The 26,689-nt window shown below is 33.1% G+C and carries 24 protein-coding genes and 3 pseudogenes; 18 read left to right on the forward strand and 9 right to left on the reverse strand.

Annotated elements, in window-relative coordinates; translation table 11 throughout:
• Window positions 1-9: 9 nt before the first annotated feature.
• Window positions 10-354 (reverse strand): ArsR/SmtB family transcription factor, encoded by a 345-nt coding sequence (locus ACYVEC_RS06245; protein WP_063221203.1) that lies wholly within the window; start codon window positions 352-354, stop codon window positions 10-12.
• A 519-nt stretch (window positions 355-873) separates the two neighbouring features.
• On the opposite strand from ACYVEC_RS06245, the gene ACYVEC_RS06250 reads away from it, so the two are divergent.
• The 9 genes and pseudogenes from ACYVEC_RS06250 to ACYVEC_RS06290 all read left to right on the forward strand — a co-directional run bounded on the left by ACYVEC_RS06250 (window position 874) and on the right by ACYVEC_RS06290 (window position 8,643).
• Window positions 874-2,493: an FAD-dependent oxidoreductase gene (locus ACYVEC_RS06250; protein ID WP_063221202.1), complete on the forward strand. Its 1,620-nt coding sequence runs from the start codon at window positions 874-876 to the stop codon at window positions 2,491-2,493.
• A 244-nt stretch (window positions 2,494-2,737) separates the two neighbouring features.
• Window positions 2,738-3,541, forward strand: coding sequence for a hypothetical protein (locus tag ACYVEC_RS06255; RefSeq protein ID WP_063221201.1), 804 nt, complete (start codon window positions 2,738-2,740; stop codon window positions 3,539-3,541).
• Window positions 3,538-4,533, forward strand: a complete 996-nt coding sequence (locus ACYVEC_RS06260; protein ID WP_063221200.1) for a WXG100 family type VII secretion target — start codon at window positions 3,538-3,540, stop codon at window positions 4,531-4,533. The genes ACYVEC_RS06255 and ACYVEC_RS06260 overlap by 4 nt, the downstream gene beginning before the upstream one ends.
• A gap of 16 nt (window positions 4,534-4,549) precedes the next feature.
• A complete protein-coding gene (locus ACYVEC_RS06265) occupies window positions 4,550-5,191 on the forward strand; it encodes a hypothetical protein (RefSeq protein ID WP_098555672.1) in 642 nt (213 codons plus the stop codon).
• A gap of 40 nt (window positions 5,192-5,231) precedes the next feature.
• Window positions 5,232-5,498, forward strand: coding sequence for a DUF4176 domain-containing protein (locus tag ACYVEC_RS06270; RefSeq protein ID WP_063223657.1), 267 nt, complete (start codon window positions 5,232-5,234; stop codon window positions 5,496-5,498).
• A 97-nt stretch (window positions 5,499-5,595) separates the two neighbouring features.
• Window positions 5,596-5,736 carry a hypothetical protein gene (locus tag ACYVEC_RS06275; protein WP_180230801.1) on the forward strand — a complete coding sequence of 47 codons (141 nt, stop codon included), beginning with the start codon at window positions 5,596-5,598 and terminating at the stop codon, window positions 5,734-5,736.
• A 17-nt stretch (window positions 5,737-5,753) separates the two neighbouring features.
• Window positions 5,754-6,399: pseudogene (locus tag ACYVEC_RS06280) on the forward strand (hypothetical protein).
• Window positions 6,380-7,167, forward strand: a pseudogene (locus ACYVEC_RS06285) (hypothetical protein). Before ACYVEC_RS06280 ends, ACYVEC_RS06285 begins: the two co-directional pseudogenes overlap by 20 nt.
• 531 nt (window positions 7,168-7,698) lie before the next feature.
• Window positions 7,699-8,643 (forward strand): glycerophosphodiester phosphodiesterase, encoded by a 945-nt coding sequence (locus ACYVEC_RS06290; protein ID WP_063221978.1) that lies wholly within the window; start codon window positions 7,699-7,701, stop codon window positions 8,641-8,643.
• 50 nt (window positions 8,644-8,693) lie between these two features.
• On the opposite strand, the gene ACYVEC_RS06295 is transcribed toward ACYVEC_RS06290, so the two are convergent.
• The 3 genes from ACYVEC_RS06295 to ACYVEC_RS06305 all read right to left on the reverse strand — a co-directional run bounded on the left by ACYVEC_RS06295 (window position 8,694) and on the right by ACYVEC_RS06305 (window position 10,818).
• Window positions 8,694-9,371 carry a YdcF family protein gene (locus ACYVEC_RS06295; protein WP_063221977.1) on the reverse strand — a complete coding sequence of 226 codons (678 nt, stop codon included), beginning with the start codon at window positions 9,369-9,371 and terminating at the stop codon, window positions 8,694-8,696.
• Window positions 9,372-9,464: 93 nt separating this feature from the next.
• On the reverse strand, window positions 9,465-9,974 hold the full coding sequence (locus ACYVEC_RS06300; protein ID WP_063221976.1) for a DUF3916 domain-containing protein: 510 nt from the start codon (window positions 9,972-9,974) through the stop codon (window positions 9,465-9,467).
• A complete protein-coding gene (locus tag ACYVEC_RS06305) occupies window positions 9,967-10,818 on the reverse strand; it encodes a LysR family transcriptional regulator (RefSeq protein WP_063221975.1) in 852 nt (283 codons plus the stop codon). The genes ACYVEC_RS06300 and ACYVEC_RS06305 overlap by 8 nt, the downstream gene beginning before the upstream one ends.
• Before the next feature lie 85 nt (window positions 10,819-10,903).
• Between ACYVEC_RS06305 and ACYVEC_RS06310 the strand changes: the two genes are divergently transcribed.
• Window positions 10,904-12,136 (forward strand): MFS transporter, encoded by a 1,233-nt coding sequence (locus tag ACYVEC_RS06310; RefSeq protein ID WP_063221974.1) that lies wholly within the window; start codon window positions 10,904-10,906, stop codon window positions 12,134-12,136.
• Between the two features lie 110 nt (window positions 12,137-12,246).
• On the opposite strand, the pseudogene ACYVEC_RS06315 reads toward ACYVEC_RS06310, so the two are convergent.
• Window positions 12,247-12,471: pseudogene (locus tag ACYVEC_RS06315) on the reverse strand (hypothetical protein).
• Window positions 12,472-12,729: 258 nt separating this feature from the next.
• On the opposite strand from ACYVEC_RS06315, the gene ACYVEC_RS06320 reads away from it, so the two are divergent.
• On the forward strand, window positions 12,730-13,863 hold the full coding sequence (locus tag ACYVEC_RS06320; RefSeq protein ID WP_063221973.1) for a serine hydrolase domain-containing protein: 1,134 nt from the start codon (window positions 12,730-12,732) through the stop codon (window positions 13,861-13,863).
• Window positions 13,864-13,898: 35 nt separating this feature from the next.
• Here ACYVEC_RS06320 and pepF read toward each other — a convergent pair whose 3' ends face one another.
• Window positions 13,899-15,686 carry an oligoendopeptidase F gene (pepF, locus tag ACYVEC_RS06325; RefSeq protein WP_460505934.1) on the reverse strand — a complete coding sequence of 596 codons (1,788 nt, stop codon included), beginning with the start codon at window positions 15,684-15,686 and terminating at the stop codon, window positions 13,899-13,901.
• A 117-nt stretch (window positions 15,687-15,803) separates the two neighbouring features.
• A complete protein-coding gene (locus ACYVEC_RS06330) occupies window positions 15,804-16,595 on the reverse strand; it encodes an arylamine N-acetyltransferase family protein (protein WP_063221971.1) in 792 nt (263 codons plus the stop codon).
• Window positions 16,596-16,810: 215 nt separating this feature from the next.
• Between ACYVEC_RS06330 and amyS the strand changes: the two genes are divergently transcribed.
• The gene (gene amyS / locus ACYVEC_RS06335) at window positions 16,811-18,352 is read left to right on the forward strand and encodes an alpha-amylase (RefSeq protein ID WP_098555977.1); all 1,542 of its coding nucleotides are present in this window, start codon (window positions 16,811-16,813) and stop codon (window positions 18,350-18,352) included.
• Window positions 18,353-18,446: 94 nt separating this feature from the next.
• Here amyS and ACYVEC_RS06340 read toward each other — a convergent pair whose 3' ends face one another.
• Window positions 18,447-19,166, reverse strand: a complete 720-nt coding sequence (locus ACYVEC_RS06340) for an exosporium leader peptide-containing protein (RefSeq protein ID WP_231428475.1) — start codon at window positions 19,164-19,166, stop codon at window positions 18,447-18,449.
• Between the two features lie 375 nt (window positions 19,167-19,541).
• Between ACYVEC_RS06340 and ACYVEC_RS06345 the strand changes: the two genes are divergently transcribed.
• From ACYVEC_RS06345 to ACYVEC_RS06370, 6 genes are all read left to right on the forward strand, one after another.
• Window positions 19,542-20,261 (forward strand): hypothetical protein, encoded by a 720-nt coding sequence (locus ACYVEC_RS06345; protein WP_063221969.1) that lies wholly within the window; start codon window positions 19,542-19,544, stop codon window positions 20,259-20,261.
• A gap of 453 nt (window positions 20,262-20,714) precedes the next feature.
• Complete coding sequence (locus ACYVEC_RS06350; RefSeq protein ID WP_063221968.1) at window positions 20,715-22,616, forward strand: endonuclease MutS2; 1,902 nt, start codon at window positions 20,715-20,717, stop codon at window positions 22,614-22,616.
• A gap of 6 nt (window positions 22,617-22,622) precedes the next feature.
• Window positions 22,623-23,147, forward strand: coding sequence for a GNAT family N-acetyltransferase (locus ACYVEC_RS06355; protein WP_063221967.1), 525 nt, complete (start codon window positions 22,623-22,625; stop codon window positions 23,145-23,147).
• A 160-nt stretch (window positions 23,148-23,307) separates the two neighbouring features.
• Window positions 23,308-24,018 carry a histidine phosphatase family protein gene (locus tag ACYVEC_RS06360; protein WP_098555982.1) on the forward strand — a complete coding sequence of 237 codons (711 nt, stop codon included), beginning with the start codon at window positions 23,308-23,310 and terminating at the stop codon, window positions 24,016-24,018.
• 267 nt (window positions 24,019-24,285) lie between these two features.
• Entirely contained in the window at window positions 24,286-24,987 is a 702-nt protein-coding gene (locus ACYVEC_RS06365) for a hypothetical protein (RefSeq protein ID WP_063221965.1), read from the forward strand.
• 300 nt (window positions 24,988-25,287) lie between these two features.
• Window positions 25,288-25,545, forward strand: a complete 258-nt coding sequence (locus tag ACYVEC_RS06370; RefSeq protein ID WP_063221964.1) for a hypothetical protein — start codon at window positions 25,288-25,290, stop codon at window positions 25,543-25,545.
• A gap of 108 nt (window positions 25,546-25,653) precedes the next feature.
• On the opposite strand, the gene ACYVEC_RS06375 is transcribed toward ACYVEC_RS06370, so the two are convergent.
• Window positions 25,654-26,619: a quinone oxidoreductase family protein gene (locus tag ACYVEC_RS06375; RefSeq protein ID WP_063221963.1), complete on the reverse strand. Its 966-nt coding sequence runs from the start codon at window positions 26,617-26,619 to the stop codon at window positions 25,654-25,656.
• Window positions 26,620-26,689 lie beyond the last annotated feature (70 nt).

Below are 26,689 nucleotides of genomic sequence, written 5' to 3' on the forward strand. Positions count from 1 at the left end.
CTCCAAATTTCAATAAAAGTTGTGCAATAGTTTCTCAATATCTAATACAAGATTTTTTAATAAAACTAATTTTGTACGTATATCAATATAATAAAAGTTTTTTGTACCTTCTTTTCGCATTAAAATAATACCGGCTTCTCGTAAAATCCTAAGGTGATGTGATACCGCTGGTCGAGAAAGGTGTGTTTGTTTTGTGATTTCTCCTACACGTAATCCTGTTTGACATTCAGTTTCCATGAGAACTAACAAAATAGCTTGACGTGTTTCATCACCAATTGCCAATAATACTTTTTGAGAATCAATAAAATCTTTTTTTATAACACTTAATTGTTCTTGTTTATTCATTTTAATCAATATACCCCCTGGTAATAAGTCGAAAGGTTTAAGATGATGGACCATTACATCGATACGGTAATGCTACATGATTGTTGTATGAGCTGCAATATTGGGAAAGAAAATCGAGACGAATGAAATTTTATGTGTTGAAAATAATAGGGGGATAGAAAAGGAATACATACCAAGATGGATGAAGTTTTAAAAATAGAAAATGATTTAATAATACGTTGTTTCCAAATGAGAATGGTTAAGTCATTGGGCAAAAAATTAAGCGGTCGTAACCCTGTATAATTTATAGGGTTACGACCGCTTATCATGTTTTTATTGTTTTGGTGTCTACTAAAGTGAGTTCTTTCGTTTTACTCTTGCATACATGCACAATTCAAACGGATTATAGATGTATGAAAAAGTAAAAGTAATTTGGGGCGTAATCTATCTATATGATAATTTAAAATGAAATATAAGTCTATATCTTTGTTGTTTTTTTGATTATATTTATGTCACTGAGCTCAGAACAATGATGTGGAGGATAAGTATATGGAATTGAATTATGTACCAGTTTTAATTGTTGGAGGGGGATTATCAGGATTAGCGTCTGCGTTATTTCTTGCAAAACATAATATTGAGTACTTACTTATTGAAAGGCATCCGTCTACTGCAATTCATCCAAAAGCAGGTGGAATCACTTTTCGTACGATGGAGTTATTTCGAGAATTAGGTTTAGAACAAAGAATTAGATCAGCGGGTAAAACATTAGAAAATTGCCAAGGAAGAATAGCTGTTCATACAATAGCTGAGGCGAATCAGGAAGAATTCGCACAATTGAGGGTGACTCAGTATGAAAACGATGAAAAATTACTTCGAAAAGTAAAAGAGATTAGTCCATCAAAACAAACTGCTTGTTATCAAATTACTTTAGAACAGATGATGTTACTAGAAGCAAAAACATTAGGTGGGCAACTATTTTTTTATCATGAGTTAGTTTCATTTGAACAAAAGGAAAACGGAGTAATAGCAACGATTCGAGATCGCGAAACGGAAAAAGAGAGGGTTGTTCATTGTGACTACGTAATTGCAGCAGATGGGGCAAAAAGTAAAATACGTGAGCAGCTAGGGATAAGTACGGAGGGACGAGGTACAATCGGTGGCTATTATATGAATATTTATTTTGAAGCGGATTTAAGTGAGTTTATACAAGGAGATGCATTTGGTTTTTCTATGGTACTTCATCCGGAAGTTCTTGGTGCGCTCATTCCAGTTGATAACGAAAGAAGATGGATTTACCATGTATCCTACGATCCATTAAAAGGAGAGCGACCAGAGGATTTCACTATAGAACGTTGTAAACAAATTATTCAAACCGCAATTGGAAGCACAAATGTTGAGTCAGAAATATTAAGTGTTTTACCGTGGGAAGCGACTGAAAGTACTGCTACAAAATTTCGAAATAATCGCATTTTTTTAGTTGGCGATTCTGCACATATTATGCCGCCAACAGGAGGGTTTGGTTCCAATACAGGGATACAAGATGCGCACAATCTAGCTTGGAAATTAGCGGCTGTTATAAAAGGAAAAGCAAACCCGAAATTGTTAGAAACATATCATGAAGAGAGATATCCTGTTGCAAAATTAACGACAGATTATGCGAGTGGTTTACTGTTTCGTGCTGCGAATAGGGAGGGAGGCAGTTTAAATATTATGGATGGTTTAGCTGTAACTGTTGGGTATCAGTATTGTTCAAAAGCAATAATAGATGACTCAGACAATCCGCATAGAATGGGTATCATAGATTTGAACGGAAGACCTGGAACGCGAGCACCTCATTTTTTTGGAATGTATGAAGGGGAGAAAGTTTCTATATTAGACTTATTCGGTAACAATTTTGTATTACTTACTGAAGTAGAAAATAGTTCTTGGGCTGAAGCTGTATTTGATGTTTCATCTAAATTAGGAATAAATATAAAAGTTTACAGCGTTGGTTTAAGGAGAGACTTTATTACTCAAGAAAATGTTTTTTGTGAATTATATGGGATAGAGAATGAAGGAGTTGTACTAATTAGACCAGATGGCTTTATTGGATGGCGTTCGGAAAAAGCAGTGGTAAATCCAGATGTAATGCTGGAGGAGGTAATGAGTAATTTATTATGTGGTTTTTAAGTAACTAAGGAAGTATTGTCTTATATAGGACGATACTTCTATTTTTTTGGCTTACAAAATAAAATTGTTTAGTGAAGAGACATTATTATTATAAAAACATATGTAAATTAATTCCCTTTCTCTTTGTTGTTATTAGAATTTTTTTAGTTTTTAGTTATAAGTGTTGGCAATTACTAGATTGAATCATTTTTTTATTGTATTATATTTCCTAGAGATTATATATTACGCTAGGGAGTGGGACTATTTGACTATTGAACCTCTTATTTTATCAAATAAAGAAGTATATGTATTAACGGGGATATTTGACCATGAAACAATGATTGGAATTGAGAACCCCTTTGAAAATTGGTCAGATGAGGAAATAGACAAAGAATTAGATGTAATGTACGAGAATTGGACAAACGAAGAGCTACTCATAATAAAAGAAGATGAAACATTATGTGACAAACAACTTTTAGAATATTTTCGTATTTGTTTAACTACAGGATTTGTTATTGAAGTACAGATAAGTAAAAACAGCACTTTAGAAAAAAACATTTTCTATTTTAGTGAGAAAAAGGTTATACAAAATGTAATAACAGATGATAACGGTGAAAAACAATGTACATTTAAAGAATGCGGGACACCAGAGGTAGCTTGGCAATTTATATATCAAGCATTACAGCCTAAAAATACTTTCTCTCGTCCAAATTATACATTTAAAATCCCTTCTTCTGCATATAAGGAAACTATTTTAAATCAATCAAACAAGCAATTAGTAGATTACTTGAAACTTTACTTAGATGATGAAGCTTCCTTAGAGTTAGCAAACATTATACATAATCGTGAAGAATTAAATACTGTTCAAGTTCATTATTATATAAAGGACTCATGGTCTACAGACTGTATTCAGTTTTTATATAGTCAAAACCAATATTGGCTAATCCAAAAAGTTTTAGATAATGAGCAAACACAAACGAATTTTATTTGCCTTGATACCTTTACAATTACTGAAGAGATAAAGAAAATGGTACTTTATCTTAAATCATTAGGGGGTAAAACAAGGTGAGCGGTGAAATTAAGGTTACTCCTGACCATTTAAGGAAACTAGCTTCTAATATAGAACAAACAGCTCATGAGGTATCTGAAACACATCAACGTATCAATCAGCAGTTATTTGATCTTCCTTTCCAAGTATCTGGAAGAGATGCTGTGTTAAATCAATCCCAATACGCAGGCTCAGTGTTAGCTACTATAACGACAGTTTTAAAAGAACATAGTGATGCATTAAGAAAAGCTGCTGACCGTTTTGAGAAGGCTGATCAACAAGAAGTTTCATTTGGGGAAGAAGCAATTGATGTTAATTGGTTTGCACCGTTGGGTGGCGATATTGGTGATTGGAAAGATAACCCTACGGGATCATTATTTACTTTACTTGGTACTGTAACTGAAGGTGCGGCTGCCTACAAGTTGGCAGCTTTACATAATAAAGGTTTGCGTGTAACACCCTACACAAATAAAAAAGGAAAAGAAATGGTAAGGTTTCAAAATCGGACCGTACTAAAGGATAAAAATGGACTTAATGTGATAAGGCGTACAAAATTACCTTTAGCCGAAGTAAAGCAAATAGACGATGTAAAAAGACATGTTTTATCACCAAAAGAATTTCTTAAAGATTCATTGAAATTAAAAACAAATGCTTTAGGCTATGCAGCTGTAGGATGGGATGTAATTAATGATACAAAGGAAAATATTGAAAATAAAGCGTCAAAAACTAAGCTAGCTGGTGATATTATTGGTGATGCAGCAATTGGGGTTGGTACAACTGCTGTAAGTGCCTTTGCGGGAGCCAAAGCAGGTGCATTGGTTGGAACTTTTTTGGGAGGTCCAATCGGAACTGTTGCTGGAGCTTGTATTGGCTTTGGTGTTTCTATAGGAGCTAGTATAGTAACAGATGGAATTAAGTTTAACAAAGGTGATTGGAATCATGATGGTAAACAGGATTCGATAAAAGATAGAGTTAAATCTGGAATCGGAGCAGCTTTAGATAAAATTTTTTAGTTTTTGGGAGATTAATATGGAAAAATACCACGGAAAAAGTACAGAACAAATTATTCAGAAATTGATGCCTGGCAGTGTAAGATCGAGTGTCGTTATGGTATGGGTAGTTATTAATTTTATGATTTTAACCCCATTTTTATTTCCTCCAACCTTTACTATATACTTATATGTAATTTTACCTTTTCTTTTCATTGCTAATATATGGGGGGTATGGGTATTTTTTTGTAAACCAAATGAGCCAAGGTTGGTACACATTTTATATAATGGATTTATGGGAATAACTTTTTCTTTTGGAAGCTTTATAGTGATTCAAAAGATTGCATATACTTTTATTGAAATTGAAACACCTCTGTTTTTTATTGTTACTTTTGTGCTTTACATTTTTACAATTTATAAATTGATTTCTATTGGAGTGAAAAGTTTTTTAAAGCGATTAAACAATGAAGAAAATGACAATATAAAAATTTCTCCAATTGTTTATTTATCAGGATTGGGATATATTATTGGACAAATATGTATAGGTTCATTATCACAAAATGGTTTAGCGACGGTCTTAATTTTAGTCTTTTCTTTATTGGCTGTTGTGTTTAGTATATCTGGAGCGTATATATGTATATATATTGATTTAAAGAAGGTAAAAACCAAGTTAGGTTCCTAAAATTCTTAGCAAAAAACAATTAATAAGGAGGGGCCATACAATGAATTCGCAACTTTTTCCTATAGGCTCTATTGTAATTTTAAAAGAAGGTACAAAGAAACTTATGATTTTTGGGCGAAAACAACAAGTAGCAACGGATGAGGTAAGAAAATTCGATTATATGGGATGTCCTTATCCAGAAGGCTATATTAATCCAGATTTCACTTATTTATTTAATCAAGATGATATTCAAGAAGTTGTTTCAACTGGATATGAAGATCAGGAAGAGCGTACTTTCCAAGAAAATGTATTATCTAAAATACAATAAGAAATAATGTAAAAAAACTGTTTAAACAAGCAGTTTTTTTTACATTATTTCTTATTAGTGATGCAGCAAATGGAACCTTTATTGGAGTGGAATAAGCTTGGATGTTTTTATAGAAATTAATATAGAAACTGATGGAATCAAATTTAACAAAGGTGATTGGAATCATGATGGTAAACAGGATTCGATAAAAGATAAAGTTAAATCTGGAATCGGAGCAGCTTTAGATAAAATTTTTTAGTTTTTTGGGAGATTAATATGGAAAAATATCACGGAAAAAGTACAGAACAAATTATTCGGAAATTGATGCCTGACAGTGTAAAATCGAGTGTCATTATGGTGTGGGTAGTTATTAATTTTATGATTTTAACCCATTTTTATTTCCTCCAACCTTTACTATATACTTATATATAATTTTACCTTTTCTTTTGACTGCTAATATATGGGGGTATGGGTGTTTTTTTGTAAACCAAATGAGCCAAGGTTGGTACACATTTTATATAATGGATTTATGGGAATAACTTTTTCTTTTGGAAGCTTTATAGTGATTCAAAAGATTGCATATACCTTTATTAAAATTGAAACACCTTTGTTTTTTATTGTTACTTTTCTGCTTTACATTCTTACAATCTATAAATTGATTTCTATTGGAATGAAAAGTTTTTTAAGGCGATTAAACAATGAAGAAAATGACAATATAAAAATTTCTCCAATTGTTTATTTATCAGGATTGGGATATGTAATTGGACAAATATGTATAGGTACATTATCACAAAACGGTTTAGCGACGGTCTTAATTTTAGTCTTTTCTTTATTGGCTGTTGTGTGTAGTATATATGGCGTATACATATGGGTATATGTTGATTTGAAGAGGAAGGAAATGGATGGGATGCATAATGGATAAATATAATGGCAACAACATAGTTGATTGTATACGAATATTAATACCATTTGATATAAGGAATATTGTAGGCTTTGTATGGTTCTTTATGAATTTTATGCTACTTATCATTCTATTCATATTTCCGCCGTACAATATATACTCTTACGTAGCTTTTCCATTTTATATGATATGTAATCTATGGGGAATTTGGGTTTCTATTCATAAGCCTCGGCAGCCTCAATTGCAACATTTACTATATTCTGGATTTGTTGCGTTAAGTATTTCATTTTGTAGCTTCATAGCTGTGCAAAAGTTAGCTTACGAATTCGTAGAAATAGAGTCACCTTTATTTTTTATTCTATCGCTTATTGCATATAGTTTAATTGTTTATAAATCTGAATTATTCTGGATTAAATATTTTACAGCCCGCTTAAGGGGTACAACTGATCAAGATGTGAAAATTCCTAAAATTGTATTTTTTCAGGTTTAGGCTATATGATTGGTCAAGTTATTATTGGTGTTTTGAGTCAAAAGGCTATGGCTATTGTATTAATCATTCTCGCTTCATTTTTTTCCGTTGTGTTCATAGCTCTAAGTACACATTTGTATTTTTACTTTGATTTCAAAAAACAATGTATTGCTTCAGGACATTTAAAAAAATTACATTCTCAAAAGAAGCCTAGGCTGTCAAGGAAGGAAAGGAGACAATCCGTGGCTGCTTCGGGACATGTAAATATACCACATTCTCAAAAGAAACCTAAACTTGCAAGAAAGGATATACGAAATTAAGAATTTGTAATTAAGTAAAGCCTAGATTTACGTAAATATCATGTCAAATGACAATAGAATTTTATCTTGTATGAATGGAAATTAAAGAAGTTAGATAGGAATCGGGCTGTTCGGAAAAATTTGATGTGTTCAAATACTAATTAGTATAAGATAGATATATAACTTATACTGATTAAAGCTTTACCGTACTGAAAAAATAATATTCACAAATTTTAATAGGTTTGGTATGATTAATTTCGACAAGTTAATCGAGGCCGGAGATATTTGAGATAAGCCATAAATTTATTTAGGGATACAGAAGTGTCCTCTAAATAATTTATGGCTTTTTTTATTGATGAAATGTAATCAATAGGAAGTTACATGTGAATAGGAGGGATATGGAAAATAAATAGTATAGTAATAACATAGGAGAATTATATTTGTAAGATTGGAATTTTAATATAGGCTTATAAAAATAATGAAAGTGTATCTTCTATTTCGTGTAAATCTCATTAACTTGTTGAAATTTACAACGTAGGAAGGATTAGAAGGATGAGAAAAATTATTAGCGTATTAGTTATTTTCTTTATGACGGGAAGTATTTTTGCTGGGGGAGCTGTTCATGCGAAAGCAGAAGGAAAGCATGAGTGGAATAAGAATAAGTTTTTAAATATTGCACATCGCGGAGCAAGTGGACATGCACCTGAGCATACTTTTGCTTCTTATGATTTAGTGAAAAAAATGAAAGCGGATTATTTGGAGTTAGATATTCAATTAACTAAGGATGGCCAATTAATTGCAATGCATGATACAGCAGTTGATCGCACGACAAATGGAACAGGCGAAGTACGAGATAAAACGTTAAGCGAAATAAAGAGTTTAGATGCAGGATCGTGGTTCAATAAAGCGTATCCAGAAAAGGCTAAGCAAGAGTATGTTGGTCAAAAAGTTCCGACTCTTGAAGAAATTTTCCAAAAGTACGGAAGAAGCATGAAGTATTACATTGAAACAAAATCACCAGATGTGTATCCAGGAATGGAAGAGAAATTATTAGCTTTATTAGAAAAATATAATTTAATAGGTCAAAACATGTCTTCTAGCCGTGTTATGATTCAATCATTTAGTAAAGATAGTTTAAAAAAGATTCATAGTATGAATAAAAGTATTCCGTTAGTTCAATTGCTTTGGTATTATCCAAATGAAAACAATGAGATTGTTGAATGGTCTGGCATTACACATGAGCCGAAAAGTGTAACGAATGATGATTTTCAAGAAATTAAAAAATATGCAGTCGGTATTGGACCAAACTTACGTAATGATAACGGAGATTTAATTATCAATGAGTCATATATAAAAATGGCTAGGCAAAATGGACTGTTAATTCATCCTTATACAATTAATGAGAAACCAGATATGAGATTGTTAATGAAATGGGGTGCTACAGGAATGTTTACAAATTATCCGGATCGATTACATAGTGTGTTAAAAGAAAAATAAGTGAGATAGCATAAAAGGTATACCGGTGTTTTAGGTATACCTTTTTTCTATTATGCTAGATTATAGTAATAGGAAACATATTCTTCTAGACCTTGAACCTCTTTTTCAGGTGGCTCAATACCACCTTTTCTACCGTAGCAAACATTTCTCAAGTATTCTCCAAAAATCATAGAGCGGCTTTTCTCATTTTCCATCCAATTATATCTATTAATTATAAACTCACCATCGAAACTTGTATCAAATGTATATGGGATACAAGTAATAGTTTTAGGTAAATGTTTTTTTAATACTCTATATTGCCGACCAGCGCCTAAGCTTTTGTATACAAATAGTAGACGATTAATCTTTGTGAAATCAAAAATCTTTTTCGCTTCTATTACATTAGCAATGGAATGGAGGGAGTTTTTCTCGAATATGATAGCATCTTTTGGTACGCCATGTTCCATTAATTTATTTACAATTACTTCTGCATCTGACAAATCTCCGTAATTCCAGCTCGGATGTTTCATACCATGCAAACTAGTACCACCTGTAACGATAATTTGATTTCCTAAACCTTGTTGATAAGCTTCTAGAGGAGCTTGCCAATTGCCGGGATGAGAACCGCCGAAAACGAAAATAGCATCACATTTTTGTGGTGTTATTTCTTTTAGAAAAGCGATTTCTGTAATTTGATCGATTTGTTTTTTCGTAAGAGTAGGGACATCAGGATATTTAGGTATTACCATTTAAAAACCTCCTATATAGTAAAATGATAAATTCATTATATAGCGATTTTGTTAAGTGGAAAAAGGGAAGCTTTTCATTTGAAAGTACCCCTTTTAAGATAACTCTCCAATAAACCAAATCTCTTTTTCATCGATTGCATCCTCATCATAAATGACTTCTTGAAAGCGCAACATTTGAGGAGTAGGACAAATTGAAATTCCCCATGTTTCCCAAAAATCAATTTTATTCGAAAGAAGTATCCATTTTTGGAATTCGTTATTTCTATTAAAAAAATTATGAAAGTAGTCATTGTTTTTAAATACGACAATTTGCGATCTCCATAAATCCCCTATAGAAATCAAGGCAACAACTCGATATGTATGTGTATCACTCGGTTTTATTTTTATTAAATGATTTACTCGATCTATTAAGGTTTGTATACATAATCGTTTTACTTTTCTGGGTGTTTTATGAGACTCGATAAAAGCTTGAGAAACGGGTAAAGGCATATACCAATATTCATCGTTATAGAAAGTAGAAGGGAACGTTTTTGTATGTTCCTCAATTCGTTTTATCATAGCGTTTGTTTTTCGTTTCATCCCACGTATTTTCTTTTCATGCATTGTGAGTCACCTCCATAAATTTTTGTAATGCAGCTGAGCGAAATATATCGTTTCTAGTAATGAAAGTAGTAGGAACTTTTTTGAAGCTATTTGGTAAAGGATTGAATGATACGTCATGTTCATGCCCCTTTAAAATTGATTTCATCATAATCGCTACGCCCATACTTGATTTTACACATGCAAGTGTAGCTTCAATTGTTCCGAACTCTAATACTCGTTTAGGCGAGACTCCTTCTTCTTGAAGCCAGTCTTCTAATAAACTTCTATAATAGCAACCGTGACTAAAGGCAAGTAAATTCATATCTTCTATGTCTTTAAGAGAGGATAAAGGTTTTTTACTAATGAGAACTAATTCTTCTTCATGAAATACATTTGAATGAAGTTCATTATGCTGAGTAGAGCCAGCTATAAACGCTCCGTCTAGTTTTCGATCTAATACAAGACTAATTAGTTGTTCGGTCGTATTTGTTTCTAAAATCAATTCGACTTCTGGGTACTTCTCATAGTAGGTCGTTAATATAAAGGGGAGCCTTACCGCAGTTGTAGATTCTGTACATCCAATTTTTAAAGTGCCTTTTGGTTTAGTTCCATTACTTTGAACCGCTTTTATAGATTGATCCATTAAGTGGATAATTTGTTTGGCGTACGTTAATAAAATCTCACCGTTAGAAGTTAAAGTTACACCTTTTCCGTTACGGTAAAATAAAGGCACGCCTAATTCATTTTCTAGTTGTTTCATACGCATTGTTACGCCTGATTGTACATAATTCAAATTTTTCGCTGCGTGAGAAATATTATTTTCCTTCGCGACTTCGTAAAATACAGTTAAATCTTTTATGTCCACGTATCATCCCTCCAAAAAGATATCAATTTTTTTGATGGATTATATGATGAATCTTTATTTTATATGATATCAGAACTTTCATACAATGGAAGAGGATGGAGGGATTATTGTGTTAATGGAAGAAAGGATGAACAGTACTTATAAGTGGGTGATGTTAATTGTTGCGACGATTGCTCAAACAACAGCGACACTTATAACATATGGTGTCGGGGTTTTCGCTTTATTTTGGAAAGAAGAATATGCGCTTACGAATATGGAGAGTGGATTGTTAGTAAGTGTTGTAAATGTTGGACCGTTATTTTGTATGCTTTTTGTCGGTCGGCTACTTGATCAATATCATGAAAAAATATTAATTTCTATCAGTTCATTTTTGCTAGGGAGTTCGCTTTTACTGACTAATATAGTAAGTGGATTTAATGGGTTATTATTTTTACTTTTATTAATAGGAATGTTTTATAGTGTTTCCCAGCCAGGAGGAAGTAAAGTGATTTTAAAATGGTTCCCAAAAGAAAATCGCGGATTAGCGATGGGAATAAGGCAAGCTGGTATACCGATTGGTGGCGCGTTAGCGGGAGTGTTAATCCCGTTTCTTACAGTACAATATAATATGACTTACGCGATAAATAGTATCGCATGCATTTGTATAATTGGAGGAGTATTATTTTTTGTGTTTTATAAAGAGCCATATGTTCAGGAGGAAGCGAGGAAAGGACATATTAAAATTTCCTTTTGGATGGAGCTAAAAGTAGTGATATGTAAAAAAGAGTTGTATCCAATTTATATAACGGGTATTTGCATGATTTCATTACAAATGGTGTTAGTTGGACACTTCATGAAATTTTTAGCAGGGGAACAATCGATTACATCTATTGTAGCCGGAACAGTATTTTCAGTTATGTTCTTTTCTGGAATGATTGGTCGTGTTGCATTAGCAGCTATTAGTGATGTGTTTTATAAGGGGAATCGGCGCATACCTTTATTTATAACTGTCTGTGCTTCTATCGGTTTGGTTCTATTGTTAGTAATGAGTATACATACAATAACGAGTGGAGTATTGTATGGTGTAAGTGCATTGTTAGGATTCTTTTCAATTGGATGGTTTAGTCTTTTTATAGCCGAAGTTGCTGAATTGGCAAGTGAAGAATCTGTAGGAATAACAGTGAGTTTAGCACTTACAATAAATCAAATTGCAATTATTATTGCACCTGTTTTATTTGGTTATATTGTGGACGAGAAAGGGTATACGTATGCGTGGTTGTGTGTCGTGTTACTATTAAGTATCTCAGCAGTGAGTTTATATAGTAAAAACAAAAAATAAAAGAAAGTTAGCAATGTAAATTTTTTATGAAGAAAGTCTAAAGAAATGCCGAATGGGTGACATTTCCTTTTTTATTTGTTGTATAATCAAAATGTAAATGAGATTCGTTTTCAATGACGTTCATTGCCTCTTTTGAAATTGCCTGTAATTTTAGCCATAATGATTTGTTTTTCTTTATCGTTATTTGCATGATTTCTTTTGTTTGAAAATTTTTAGTATCATTTCCTTTTAAAGTTATGATCTATTTTACTTAATATTAAATTATAACTATATTTTATTGTAGGATAATGAAACGTCATATCATCTAAACGATTGTCTCTATCTGTGTTTTTCATCTTAACAACTCCGTTTCTTATAGTGTGTAACAAATGTTACATAAGATGTTGAAATTATAGTAGGGTGCATCCGATTGTAAGGTGGAAATTTTGCAAGAAAGAAATACAATAGAGAGTAGCCAAAAACTGAATATGAGAAAAAGGAATCTAGTTTACTTGGGTGAATAATAGATAGTATTATAAAATGTTTGAAAATTAAAAGATATAGAATAGAATGGATGCGCGTTAAGTGAAACTAGATAAAAGAGGGTTCCTATTATGTTAAAGAAATGGTTAATCGTTTTCTTTATTTTTGCTGTTTTTTCTGGAAGTGTCGTTGCACTCATACATGCAAGTAAAGGTAAGAAATATGATATAAAGGCATTTTCTAATGTAAATAGTAAGCAAAAGGACGAAATGCAAGAAGTTGATACAAATGAGAAGAAACGCTATGAAGTTGTAGCTGGCAAATTAGATCAATATTTAAAAGATAAAGGATTTAATGGGAGCGTTCTTGTAGCTAGTAAAGACCATGTGATTTTACGAAAAGGTTATGGGTATGCGAATGTGAAAGATAACGTATTCGCAACGCCAAGAACGAAATATCGCATTGGTTCTATTACGAAAACAGTAGTTGCAATATCTATCATGCAACTAAAAGAAAAAGGGAAATTAAATATTGAAGACAATGTAAATAAATATATTCCATCGTTTCCGGCAGATAAAAACATTACGTTGCGAAATCTATTAACACACACGTCAGGGTTACCAGATCAAGGAAAAGGTAGGGTGGATGCGGCGTCACGTTTAAAGTTAGTAACGTGGATTGGTTCGCAAGCGTTACAATTTCCTGCAGGGACAGGATGGAAATATACAGACTATAATTATATGGTGCTTGCGTATATTGTAGAAAAAATTACGAATAAACCGCTCGCTGAATATGTGAAAGAAAATATTTTTACTCCTGTTGAAATGCATGAATCAGGAATGGGGGCTACCCTTCCTGAAGATATTTTCTTAGCAGAAGGTTATACGAAAAAAGATAATGAGTTAATAGCTGCACCCCGCTTAAAAATGAACTGGTTGTATGGGTGTGGTGAAATGTATACGACTGTTGAAGATATGAAAAGATTAGATGAGGCCATTATGGATGGAAAACTGCTATCTAAACAAAGTGTATTAGACATGTTTACTGCATCACCTGCAAGAAAATACGGATTTAGTTTCTATACGTATCCAGATTATTATCATAACCACGGCGTATTAGCAGGTTGGAATACTTTTAATAATTTTAATTGGGATAAAAGAACGTTTGTCATATTATTCTCTAATGTCCAAAATGGTATGAATGATGCATTTAATCAAGAGTTTAGGAAAATGGCGAACGATTTAATAGAAGGAAAGGGAGCATGAAAGAGAAAGAGCCTCTAGCGAGAGGCTCTTCTTTTTTATAGAGTTGAAAACTCTTCAACAAGTTCACTAAAACGATTTAATGCACTTTCAATCGGTTCTGGCGTTGTTAAATCAACACCAGCTTTTTTCAATAAGTTTAATGGGTAGTCTGAACTTCCGCCTTTAAGGAATTCGAGATAGTTTTTCTGTGCATTTGGATCGCCGCTTAATAATTTATCGGCAATTTGGATTGCAGAAGCGAATCCAGTTGCGTATTTGTATACGTAAAATGGACGATAGAAATGCGGTATTCTAGACCATCCGTATTTTACTTCTTCGTCAAATACGAGGGAGTCGCCATTATACTCTCTGAACAAGTTTTCATAAACTTCGCTAAAGACTTGGGCATTTAATGGTTTGCCTTGTTGCGCCATTTCATTTGTAATTTTTTCAAACTCAGCAAACATGATTTGTGTAAAGAAAGTACCTTTGAATTTCTCGATAAAATGGTTTACTAAATGGTTACGTACATCAGCATCTTTTGCTTCTTTTAATAAATGATGAATTAATAGCACTTCATTTACAGTAGAAGCGACTTCTGCGACAAAAATAGTATAGTGTGCAGAAATTCTTGGTTGGTATCCGTGTGAGTAGTGCGTATGCATACCGTGCCCACATTCGTGAGTAAGAGTGAAAAGACTATTTAAATCATCATGATGATTTAAAAGAATGAATGGATGAACGCCGTATACACCAAAGTTATAAGCACCGGAACGTTTTCCTGGAGTTTCTCTCACGTCGATATAACGTTTATCTTTAAAGTTCTTTAATGTTTCAATATATTCTTCACCTAAAGGAGCTAGTGATTCAATCATGATGTCAAACGCTTTATCGTATGGAATGTCTTGTTTTACACCAGCTACTAAATCAACGCTCAAGTCGTACTGGCGTAGTTCATCTACATTTAATTTTTCTTTTCGAAGTTTATTATAAGTATGTAATGATTGAATGTTTTTTTTCGTTGTATCAATTAGGTTTTCATATACTTCTTTCGGAACCATATCGCCAAATAATGATTTCTCTAACGCCGATGGATAGTTTCTTAGCTTAGAAACAGTAACATTATTTTTAATAGCAGCAGATAAAGTAGAAGCGATAGAATTCTTTAATTGAACGTATGGTTTGTAATAAGCTTTATAGGCTTCTTTACGTTTCTCGCGATTCTCATCTTCTATTAACTTTGCATACATTCCTCTTGTTAAAGTAACTTTATCTCCATCATTAGTAGTCACTTCACCAAATAATATATCTGCATTATTTAACATGCCATATGTATGCTGCGGGGAGGAGAGTGCTTCGCCCATTTGTGATAAAATTTCTTCTTGGTCCTTATTCAATACGTGTTTTTTATAACGGTATAATTCAAATAAGTCTTCTTTATAATATTGTAAGCCTTCTGCTTCTTCTATGTAAGATTGTAATGTGTTTTCATCTACGCTAAGTAAGAATGGGGAAAAGAAAGATTTAGCAGCACTTACTTTCACATGTAATTGTGATACTTTATCGACAAGAGATTGAGCGTCAGTATCGCGCGTATCAAGATCAGATTGTAATCGTGCATAAGCGAACATTAAAGATATGATGCTAGATATTTCTTCACTCTTTGTTAAATAAGCTAATAAGCTATTACCATCGTAAATATTTCCATTAAACTCGTGTAATTCTTTCGTTAATACTCCAATTTTTTGAAAATCACTTTCCCAATCTTCAATTGTATGGTAAATGTCCGTTAAATCCCATTTCTCTTTATCATCTACTTGTAGTCGATCTTTAAGTTCAGTCATAATCATTTCCTTTCTAAATATGTAGTTATATTCCTATATAACTATGAAATACAACAAATTGCAAAAAATCCCTGCTGAAAATTGAAAAGCCTTGCTAAAATGGCAAGGCTTAAAAAATTATAATGTAATTCCGAATTTTGAATGTAAAAGATTTTTATATTGCACATCTGTAACGTTTTCTTTCGTTTTTTTACCGTTTTTCGCTATTGTCAGACTATCCTTTGTTAAAGATGCATGCCCATCTTCAGTTAGTTTTACAATAAGAGGTACTTTATTAAATGGTGAGCCATCATGTTCAACGATAATTTTTTGTGCGGTATTTGCTTTTTCTTCATCCACTTCTTCTATATAAAATGCATAGCCTAACGTCCAATCATCAGCAGAAGATTGATCCAAAAACTCATTATTTTTACGCATCTCTAACATATAGTTTCCCTTTTCGGTCATTTCTTTACGAATACGATAATCTCCTGTAACGGAGTGAATGACTTCACCTGAGAAAGGGATAGGTGCAAGAGGTAAGTATGATCCGAATCCTACTTCAATTAAATAAAGTTCATTATGATGTGTTAAAACGGTTGCGATATGACCAGAATCAACAGCCCATATAGAATTTGCTGCATTGTACACTGTTCCTGAAACGAGATGAACATCAAATCCAGCGTCTTTAAGGAAGTAACACATAGTAGGATTGAGTTCATAACAAAGACCGCCACGGTTGTTTACTAAAATTTTTTCTTTTAGATTTTCTTTTGATATCTCTGTAAAGTTGTTTTCGAGAATATTTAAGTTTTCAAAAGGGACAGTTTGTGCCATTGCGTACATAATGTTGGGTAAATCTTCAAATGAAACTTTGTCTTTTTCTTCAATATTTAATCTTGCAAAAAATTGCTTTTGAAAGTCGGTCATAGAAATCCCTCCGTTATGATTTTATAGATAAATTGTAAACAATCTTGAATAAGATGTGAAATGAAAACTACGTTGAAGTATTGGTTGAATATTTGAAGTTAGACTAAAAAATAATATGGGAGAATGAGAGATTGCTACTTTACTAATTGTAGAACGAATATTATAATAATTCCGATAAACTATGCAAACGTTTTCTAAGGAGGAATGGTTTAAATATGTTAAAAAAAATAACAGTAGTCGGCTTGTCGGTTGTTTTGTTTTTATCTAGTATATATGGGGAGAGTAAAGCGTATGCAGATACGGTTAACAATGGAACGTTAATGCAGTATTTTGAGTGGTATGCTCCAAATGATGGGAATCATTGGAACCGCTTGCATTCAGATGCTGGAAATTTAGCTCAAAAGGGAATTACATCTGTCTGGATACCGCCTGCATATAAAGGAACTACACAAAATGACGTAGGATATGGAGCATATGATTTATATGATTTAGGGGAATTCAATCAAAAAGAAACGGTACGAACAAAATATGGGACGAAAGCACAATTGAAATCTGCAATTGAAGCTTTACATAAGCAAAACATCGATGTATACGGTGATGTAGTTATGAATCATAAAGGTGGAGCAGATTATACTGAAACTGTAACAGCTGTTGAGGTAGACCGTAATAATCGAAACGTTGAGGTGTCGGGTGATTATGAAATTAATGCATGGACAGGGTTTAACTTTCCTGGGCGCGGAGATACTTATTCTAATTTCAAATGGAAATGGTATCATTTTGACGGAACGGATTGGGATGAAGGAAGGAAATTAAATCGAATTTATAAATTTAGGGGTATAGGTAAAGCATGGGACTGGGAAGTGTCTAGTGAGAATGGAAATTATGATTATTTGATGTATGCAGACCTTGATTTTGATCATCCAGATGTTGCGAATGAGATGAAAAATTGGGGGACGTGGTATGCGAATGAATTAAATTTAGATGGCTTTCGTTTAGATGCTGTTAAACATATTGATCATGAATATTTACGCGATTGGGTAAATCATGTCAGACAGCAAGCGGGGAAAGAAATGTTTACGGTGGCTGAATATTGGCAAAATGATATCCAAACTTTAAATAATTATTTAGCGAAAGTCAATTATAATCAATCTGTATTTGATGCACCACTGCATTACAATTTTCATTATGCTTCAAAAGGAAATGGGAATTATGATATGAGAAATATTTTAAATGGAACAGTAATGCAAAATCATCCTGCACTCGCAGTTACTCTTGTTGAGAATCATGATTCGCAGCCTGGTCAGTCATTGGAATCTGTAGTAAGTCCGTGGTTTAAACCGTTGGCATATGCATTTATTTTAACTCGTGCAGAGGGCTATCCTTCAGTTTTTTATGGTGATTACTATGGGACAAGCGGAAATAGTAGTTATGAAATTCCAGCGTTAAAAGATAAAATTGATCCGATTTTGACAGCACGAAAAAACTTTGCATATGGTACGCAGCGTGATTATTTAGACCATCCAGATGTGATTGGATGGACAAGAGAAGGTGATAGTGTACATGCTAATTCTGGTTTAGCGACATTAATCTCTGATGGACCGGGAGGATCAAAGTGGATGGATGTTGGAAAGAATAATGCAGGGGAAGTATGGCACGATATGACGGGTAATCAAACAAATACTGTAACAATTAATAAGGATGGATGGGGGCAGTTCCATGTAAGTGGAGGATCAGTTTCCATATATGTTCAGCAGTGAATTGTTAATAGAAAAGAAGAGGTAGACTGAAATATAAGTTTTCCTCTTCTTTTTATATTGTTATCATTCCTAAATCTGTATTTTAATAAATGAACTAGTCGACTTTTGAAACAACAAGAGATGCGTTGGAATAAATAATGTCACCCGTGGCGTCTCTTATTCGTACTCGAAGAACATCTCCTTGGTTTAAAGATAATAGATCAGTTCTGGCGGATGTAACCCTTAACCCAGAACCACCGCCAACTCGTGTTTCAATTGCGAATTGAATTAAATCGTTTATTGTAAGATTTAATATACTAGACGAAATAGCTTGTATGACAAATACGATTGAAAAGGATACTGAGTATACACCAGTGGTATCAATTGTAATGGAGTTGTCTACTGGGTTTAGAGTAGTTCCACTAACAGGTCCTGGAAGGGTAAAATTAATATTTGTATTAACTACTACTGAAAAACCAATACCTACGTCAGTAGTTATTGTTCCAAATACGGGAAGAATCCCTAAACCGGTTGCTCCAGTGGGACCAGTAATTCCAATTCCAGTAGGTCCTGTAATCCCAGTAGGACCAGTAATTCCAATTCCGGTAGGTCCTGTAATCCCAGTAGGACCAGTAATTCCAATTCCGGTAGGTCCTGTAATCCCAGTAGGACCAGTAATTCCAATTCCAGTGGGTCCTGTAACCCCAGTGGGACCAGTAATTCCAATTCCAGTAGGTCCGGTAGGGAATGTAAATGGTGGAATTGGTGGTAGTGTGGGGCCGATTAAATTTGGTTCAAGAGCAGTTCCATGTAAAATAATATATTCTTCGCTCATATAGTAACCTCCTATGATTGCTTGTCATAATTATTAAATGTAGTAGGGAAAGTAAATGACATTCGCAATAGCGGAGGCACTTATTAAATTTTTTCGCAGTGAAATTAAAGTGGTTATTTTAAAGTTAGAGACAATAAAAACCGTACTGTGATTGCTATAGAATTAAATATTAGTAGGTTTTTAACGGATTTTAATAGAGATTATATTTGCTTTACGATAAAATGATTATAGTGTAAAATTACACTATAAGTGTAAAATGGTAACTAATAGTTTTTTTATACTTATGATTATTAGAAGAAGTTCTTTATATAAATCGTAATTTAAAATCCATAAGGACATTTTTGTATAGGCAGTAGTAGTAAAAGGAGAGGCAATATGAAAAGAACAATAATGAAATGTAGCATAATGTTTAGTTTATTACTATTAACATCATGTGATATATCGGATGAAGAAATTGAACAAAAAGCACAAAGTTATACAAAATCGGAGCATGGTATTTCTGTGAAACTAAATCGAATTGAAATACCCGGCCAAGGTAAGGATTTTATAGGACCAGACACACGAACAGCTTATGTACAGCAAGTAGATGAACCATATGTGCAATTTCAAATATGGTTCGATGGACGAACCTCTCCAAAGGTAAAAAATGATAACTATAAAATAAAAAAAGAAGCGAATGATTTACGAGAAAGATTCAATACATACTATGAAGAAAAAGGAAATAATACTATACTTACTTTCGAGCAAATGCAAACAGGGGATATTGTTTTCGGTAAGAATGAAGAGAAAAAAATAGCGAAGAAACATCCGAAGCATTATGTTACGGCGGTTTTCAGAAGTAATATCTTTTTGGATTTAGACAACCGGGCACATATGGAAATATTAGCGGAAGTTGCAAGAAGTATTCAGGAATTTAATAAAACGATTGAAAATAGTAAGAGTAGTGTGGATGATATAACGATTCAGCTGCCAAATGCTAATAAGGGCGTATTACAATATATTGCGGTAGATTATATAGTAACGGCTGAAGATGCGAAAAAGACCCTTGAGAAAAAGGCTGATTATATGAAAGCTTTACAATCTGCAAGGAAATAGTTTGACACCTTTACTTCTTACAAAACATATAGTATGATGATTTCAGTAAATTAGATTTCAATGACTATAATATAAATTAATGAGAGGTGCTTTTTGTGAGTGCGGTAGGTACTAAATAGGAAAAATTTAATGAAATAAATCGGATAAGACCAGGGGATTTTTATGTATACCATACCCCTAATTTTTGTCATGGATTTATTTCGATACCTATGAAGATACCTACAATACTTTATAAAGCGTGTAATAAGGGGATTTCCATCCGTTTTTATGGTTTATTTCCTCATATGTTATTACTCAAGCCTTGTAAATGTAAAAGCTGCGGTATCCCCGCAGCTTTTTTGTATATGTTTTTAATGTATAAAAATGGTAATTGAATAATGTAGAGATCATTGGAATCTAATGAGTAGGTATCTTCATTTATGATAAAAATCAATCATAGTGAGGAGAAACAAAATGAATACGATGACTTTTGAAAAGTTACAATATAACGAATTAAAGGATATAGTGAAATCTTATTGTGTAAGTGGATTGGGTAAGGAATTATTAAATAAATTAGAGCCAAGTACGAGTATAAAAGTAGTGAGAAATCGTTTGAATGAAACAACTGAAGCGCGAGCTATATTAGATGCAGAAGGGCATGTTCCTTTCTTTGGGATTTCAAATATTGCTAGTACAATTCAAAAATTAGAAAAAGGGATGATTTTAGATCCAGAAGAATTAGTAAGTGTTTCAGACTTTTTACGTGGATGTAGAAAAATTAAAAAGTTTATGTTAGATAAAGAATTTTTTGCGCCAGTATTAGCTTCTTATGCAAATTCAATGACTGAATATAAAAGTATTGAAGAGGAAATTAATTTTTCAATAAAAGGCAATAGTATTGATGGAGCTGCGAGTAAAGAGTTAAAACGAATTCGAAATAACATTGATTCGGTAGATGGAAAAATAAAAGAACGTTTAACGAAGTTTTTAAATAGTAGTGCAAATAAGAAGTATATTCAGGAGTTCTTTATTAGTAAAAAAGATGACCGTTATACGATTCCAATTAAATCTTCCTATAAAAATCAAGTTGCCGGAAGTATTGTTGAAGCTTCTGCTAAAGGTTCTACTGTATTTATAGAACCGCATACAGTTACAAAGTTAAATGGGGAACTTGCAAGTTTGAAAGCAGAAGAAGCGATGGAAGAGTATCAAATTTTGGCAACTTTATCAGGAATGGTAGTAGAAAACATTTATCATATAAAAATTAATATGGAATTAATTAGTCAATATGATATGGTATTTGCGAAAGCGAAGTTTAGTAAATCAATCGATGGAATAGAGCCGAAGTTAAATGATCATGGCTACATTCATTTAGTAAATTGTAAGCATCCGCTTTTAAGTGGAAAAGTAGTACCGTTAAACTTTGAAATCGGTCAAAATTATCGTAGTTTAATTATTACAGGACCAAATGCGGGCGGGAAGACAATCGTATTAAAAACAATTGGGCTACTAACATTAGCAGCAATGTCAGGCTTGCATATTGCAGGAGATAAAGAAACAGAAATTGCTATTTTTGAAAATGTGTTTGTAGATATTGGTGATAATCAAAGTATCGAAAATGCACTCAGTACATTTTCATCACATATGAAAAATCTATCTGAGATTATGAGGATGTCAAATAATAATACGTTGCTATTATTTGATGAAATAGGAAGCGGGACTGAACCAAATGAGGGAGCAGCACTTGCAATTTCTATTTTAGAGGAGTTTTATCTTGCAGGATGTATTACAGTTGCGAGTACGCATTACGGTGAAATTAAACGCTTCTCAGAAATACACGATGATTTTATGAATGCAGCAATGCAATTTAATAGTGAGACATTAGAACCGCTTTATAAATTAGTGATCGGTAAATCAGGTGAAAGTAATGCACTTTGGATTGCAAATAAAATGAACGTAAGAGAACATGTACTGAAAAGAGCGAAAGAGTACATGGAAAATAAAGAATATGCCCTAGAAAAACTGAATGAAAGCAAAGTTAGAAAACCGAAAGTCGTGCAAGAAAAAAGAGAAAATCATTACGAGTATAAAATGGGCGATCGTGTAAATTTATTAGATTATGATGATTTTGGTATCATCTATAAGGAAATAGATAATTTTTATAACGTCGTTGTATATTATAACGGTGAATTTGTTGAAGTAAATGTAAAACGTATTACTTTAGAGGTAGCAGCAAAAGAATTATATCCAGAGGGATACGATTTAAATACACTATTTGTCGATTATAAAGAAAGAAAAATGCAACATGATATTGAGCGCGGATCGAAAAAAGCGCTTCGTAAAATCCAAAAGGAAATAAGAAAGAATAGGGGGTAATATAGAGTGGTAACGATTAGGCAAGAACAAAAAAGCGATTATAGAAAAACAGAAGAAGTTGTAAAAGAAGCATTTTTAAATGAAGAGTATAGTGATAAAAAGGAACATGAACTTGTAAAGCGTATTAGAGAATGTGATGCGTTTGTTCCTGAGTTATCTATTGTTGCGGTAGATGAGGAAATAGTCGGTCACATTATGTTATCGAAAATTACGATAGAAAAAGATGGAGCTTCTGTAGATTCATTAGCGCTTGCGCCAGTATCAGTTGCTAGGGGCCATCAGAAAAAAGGCATTGGCGGTAAACTTATTGTAGCTGCGTTAGAAAAAGCGAAAGGCCTTGGATACGGGTCAGTTGTAGTATTAGGCCATCCAGAGTACTATCCGAAATTTGGTTTTAAGAAAGCAAGTGAGTGGAATATAAAAGCACCATTTGAAGTGCCTGAAGAGGTGTTTATGGTGGTGGAATTAAGGGAGAATGCTCTTGAAGGTGTAGAAGGAGTTGTTCAGTATTCGAGTGCATTTGCTGAATAGGAATATCAGTTAAGAAATGTAATCATAAAAGATGCTATCTTTTTGTAGAGATATACAGAAAGATAGCTTTTTTTATTAAGCAAATTCACTTACGTATATTTTGCTCAATGAATAATTAAGATGGTAAAATTGATATAGAAATGTAAAGGGAGAGAATTGAATGAAGAAGCGAGAAACAGATAGCAATGAGAATGTAGTTACGTTATATGTTACAAGACACGGTAAAACAATATTAAATACGAATCATCGCGCGCAAGGTTGGGCAGACTCTCCGTTAGTAGAAAAAGGTGTGGAAGTTGCCTCTAATTTAGGAACGGGATTAAAAGATGTTCATTTTGCGAATGCATATAGTAGTGATAGCGGCCGAGCGATTGAAACTGCTAATTTAGTATTAAAATATAGTGAGCAAAAAAAGTTAAAACTTGAGAAAAGAAAAAATTTACGAGAATTAAATTTTGGTATTTTTGAAGGTGAAAAACTTGAAAATATGTGGGATGCGGTTGGAAAAGCTGCGGGCGTTGCATCACCAGAAGAACTTATGAAGTTTTCTATTCAAGAAGTGATTAATCTTATTAGAGCAGCAGACCCTACGAAACAGGCGGAAGATTGGGAATTATTTTCTACTCGTATAAAAGAAGAGATTGATAAAATTAGTGAAGAATCTGCTGCAAATGGTGGCGGTAATGTTTTAGTTGTCGTTCATGGGCTTTTGATTACTACCTTAATCGAAATGTTAGACAGTAGCAAAACAAAACTTGGAGTAGAAAATGCTAGTGTGACGAAGATTGTATATCAAGATGGAACATACACAGTCGAGTCTGTTGGAGATATGAGTTATGTTGCAAAAGGGAAAGAAAGTGTGGAAATATAATTATACCTCAAATAGAAATATGAAAAGGAAGTTAGAAAAATCTAGCTTCCTTTTCACTTTTTAGTATACTATTTATAGATTTGAGTTTGAATGTTCTGATAAAAATATACCGTGAGAATTATTGTGATGATATAGTAAGAGGTAGGTATTTAGTAGCATCTTAGGAACAAAGAATCGTCTTGTAGTATATTGGATGGTGGTATAGTCTTACATCTCGAAATTTAAGTAAGTTTACAAGAACTAAAACAAAGTAAGGAACGTGTGAATATGGATCGAATATATTTTGTGGACAATCCGTGGCCTAATGGTCATCGAATTGTTAATTTTAAGTGGAGTGCACATTTTAAATATGCAGAGGAAGAAGAGTTAAAGGGTATAGCTGGTTTGTATTTTGATTTACATTTAGAGACTGCGGATTATGATGAGGAAGATTTGGATGAAGAAGACGAAGATGAAGATGAAGATGAAGATGAAGATGATTGGCATGCGAAGATTGTATGGAACAACTTCCATAGTTGCACCTTGTCATCAGAAGAATGGGATTTTAAAGGATTTCGTGTAGGAAGTGATGAGGTACCATTTGACTTGGATATGCTAACTGGGAAGGGATTTGCAATTGATTTTTTATCCGAAGATGAACAGAAGAACTTAGATTTAGAGTTAACGGCATTTGATGTTTATTTACTTGGACATGACGCATCAGCCTTTCATGATATTAAGTTCACTAGATTAGAAGGGAAGACGTATCAAATTGAATGGAAAGGGAAATTGGCGCTTGCGTATATTGGAGACTATGAGTTCAAATATGATTTTCATACATTAATTTCCTCAACGTCATTTAGTGGGATTAATATTCCTAATGAAATAACTGATTATGAGGCATACGTTTTGTTAAAACGATTTGTTAGTAATCCAGTAATGTTTGAATTGCACCATGATAATGGCAATAGACGATTTGTATTTAAATAAAAATATATCGTTGACTTTGTGAAACAACTGTATAATGTTTTCAATTTATTTAATTAATTTTTGAGTCGAAGAGCAAGTGATAATATAAAACTCTTTTTTTAGGTCATGGACGAGAAAGTCTAACGACATATAGGAGGGGGCTACTGTTTATGAGGTTTTAAACATGAGTAAAAGTCAAACTGTGTTCGGCATGGTTAATAACTTTTGTGTCGGAAAATTCAAATGAAATGATACATATTATGTTATTTATGTTCAGTTCTAAGAGGAAAAGAATATTAACAATTATATGGAGAAGTGATTATGTTGATTAAATTAGTTCATTTTTTATTTGGAAAACCGTGTAAAAAAGGTGATTCGTTCCAAACTAAATTTCCACGTTTTATTTATTGGAATGCAGTTGTATTTTATTTTTTTGGAATGATACTCTTTGGGATTCTTTCTTTTATTGATACTGTATTTATTGAGTCGCTCATATTTGGAGGTTTGTTTTTTCCTTTAATATTTAGATTCGTTTATTTTATGAACTTAAAAATGAGCGGTCTAGAAAAAGAAGTATAGAAAGAATATAAATAACAGGGTTATTGGGAAGAAGCGAAAGTGAACATTAATAAAATTTAAAAAGGAAGCAAAGAAATAAAATCTAGCTTCCTTTTTAAATTGGAACGACTAAGGGATTAATAAAATCTTCCCTGTACTTTTTCTGCTCTCTAATAATTCATGAGCATGGGCGCCGTATTGTAAAGAGAATGTAGTAGGACTCGCAATGTTTAATTTTCCGCTCGTGATCCATTCAAATAATTGAGTAGAGCGTTTTTTACGTTCTTCATACGTAGTAAGAACATTCCAAAGGTCTCCGCCAGTTAAAGTTTTTGAAGTATCCATAAGCATACGCGGATCAACGGGCGCAGGATTACCGCCAGCCATTCCGTAAAATACAACGGTACCACCAATTTTAGTAGCATTAAAACTGTCCTCTAATGTAGAACCTACTGATTCATATACAACATTTACTCCAGTACCATGTGTTATTTCAAGTACTTTGTTTTGCCATGCTTCCGTATATAAAAATACGTGATCAGCACCAGCTAACGTGGCTACTTTGTTTTTTTTGTTTGATGACGTAAGACCGATTACTGTTCCGCCCTGTAGTTTAATCATTTGAATAAGAAGTTGACCAACGCCGCCAGCTGCAGCATGGACTAAAGCTGTATCACCTTGTTTTATTTGGTAGCTATCTTTTGTTAAATAATGTGCTGTTAAGCCTTGTAATAATACTGAAGCGGCTGTTTCAAAAGAAATTGAATCTGGAAGCGGGATTGCTTTTTCTGATGGAATGGCAACTAATTCTGCATTTGCAAATGGAACATCAGCAAATGCAATACGGTCTCCAGGCTTGATGGTAGTAACGTTAGTTCCTACTTCTTCAACAATACCAGCCCCTTCATAACCTAATATATAAGGCGGGTTACCAGCGAGATGATAATCACCGCGGCGTCTATAAATATCAGCGAAGTTTAATCCAATTGCTTTCGTACGGACAAGAATTTCATTTGGATTAATGATTGGATCAGGGATTTCTTTATATTGAAGTACATCAGTATTTCCGAATGTTTCGAAACAAAGTGCTTTCATATGGAATACCTCCATTTATATTGTTTGTCGATGCTCTTTATCATACAATATAAATATCAATAGACAAAGA

This window comes from Bacillus sp. MN7755, from assembly GCF_054771475.1.

What these genes read in the sequence shown, in the direction of transcription:
- ACYVEC_RS06250 (WP_063221202.1), top strand. Translation starts at nt 874, where the DNA reads ATGGAATTGAATTATGTACCAGTTTTAATTGTTGGAGGGGGATTATCA.
- ACYVEC_RS06265 (WP_098555672.1), top strand. Translation starts at nt 4,550, where the DNA reads ATGGAAAAATACCACGGAAAAAGTACAGAACAAATTATTCAGAAATTG.
- ACYVEC_RS06270 (WP_063223657.1), top strand. Translation starts at nt 5,232, where the DNA reads ATGAATTCGCAACTTTTTCCTATAGGCTCTATTGTAATTTTAAAAGAA.
- ACYVEC_RS06290 (WP_063221978.1), top strand. Translation starts at nt 7,699, where the DNA reads ATGAGAAAAATTATTAGCGTATTAGTTATTTTCTTTATGACGGGAAGT.
- ACYVEC_RS06295 (WP_063221977.1), bottom strand. Translation starts at nt 9,371, where the DNA reads ATGGTAATACCTAAATATCCTGATGTCCCTACTCTTACGAAAAAACAA.
- ACYVEC_RS06300 (WP_063221976.1), bottom strand. Translation starts at nt 9,974, where the DNA reads ATGCATGAAAAGAAAATACGTGGGATGAAACGAAAAACAAACGCTATG.
- ACYVEC_RS06310 (WP_063221974.1), top strand. Translation starts at nt 10,904, where the DNA reads ATGGAAGAGGATGGAGGGATTATTGTGTTAATGGAAGAAAGGATGAAC.
- ACYVEC_RS06320 (WP_063221973.1), top strand. Translation starts at nt 12,730, where the DNA reads ATGTTAAAGAAATGGTTAATCGTTTTCTTTATTTTTGCTGTTTTTTCT.
- pepF (WP_460505934.1), bottom strand. Translation starts at nt 15,686, where the DNA reads ATGACTGAACTTAAAGATCGACTACAAGTAGATGATAAAGAGAAATGG.
- ACYVEC_RS06330 (WP_063221971.1), bottom strand. Translation starts at nt 16,595, where the DNA reads ATGACCGACTTTCAAAAGCAATTTTTTGCAAGATTAAATATTGAAGAA.
- amyS (WP_098555977.1), top strand. Translation starts at nt 16,811, where the DNA reads ATGTTAAAAAAAATAACAGTAGTCGGCTTGTCGGTTGTTTTGTTTTTA.
- ACYVEC_RS06340 (WP_231428475.1), bottom strand. Translation starts at nt 19,166, where the DNA reads ATGAGCGAAGAATATATTATTTTACATGGAACTGCTCTTGAACCAAAT.
- ACYVEC_RS06345 (WP_063221969.1), top strand. Translation starts at nt 19,542, where the DNA reads ATGAAAAGAACAATAATGAAATGTAGCATAATGTTTAGTTTATTACTA.
- ACYVEC_RS06350 (WP_063221968.1), top strand. Translation starts at nt 20,715, where the DNA reads ATGAATACGATGACTTTTGAAAAGTTACAATATAACGAATTAAAGGAT.
- ACYVEC_RS06360 (WP_098555982.1), top strand. Translation starts at nt 23,308, where the DNA reads ATGAAGAAGCGAGAAACAGATAGCAATGAGAATGTAGTTACGTTATAT.
- ACYVEC_RS06365 (WP_063221965.1), top strand. Translation starts at nt 24,286, where the DNA reads ATGGATCGAATATATTTTGTGGACAATCCGTGGCCTAATGGTCATCGA.
- ACYVEC_RS06370 (WP_063221964.1), top strand. Translation starts at nt 25,288, where the DNA reads ATGTTGATTAAATTAGTTCATTTTTTATTTGGAAAACCGTGTAAAAAA.
- ACYVEC_RS06375 (WP_063221963.1), bottom strand. Translation starts at nt 26,619, where the DNA reads ATGAAAGCACTTTGTTTCGAAACATTCGGAAATACTGATGTACTTCAA.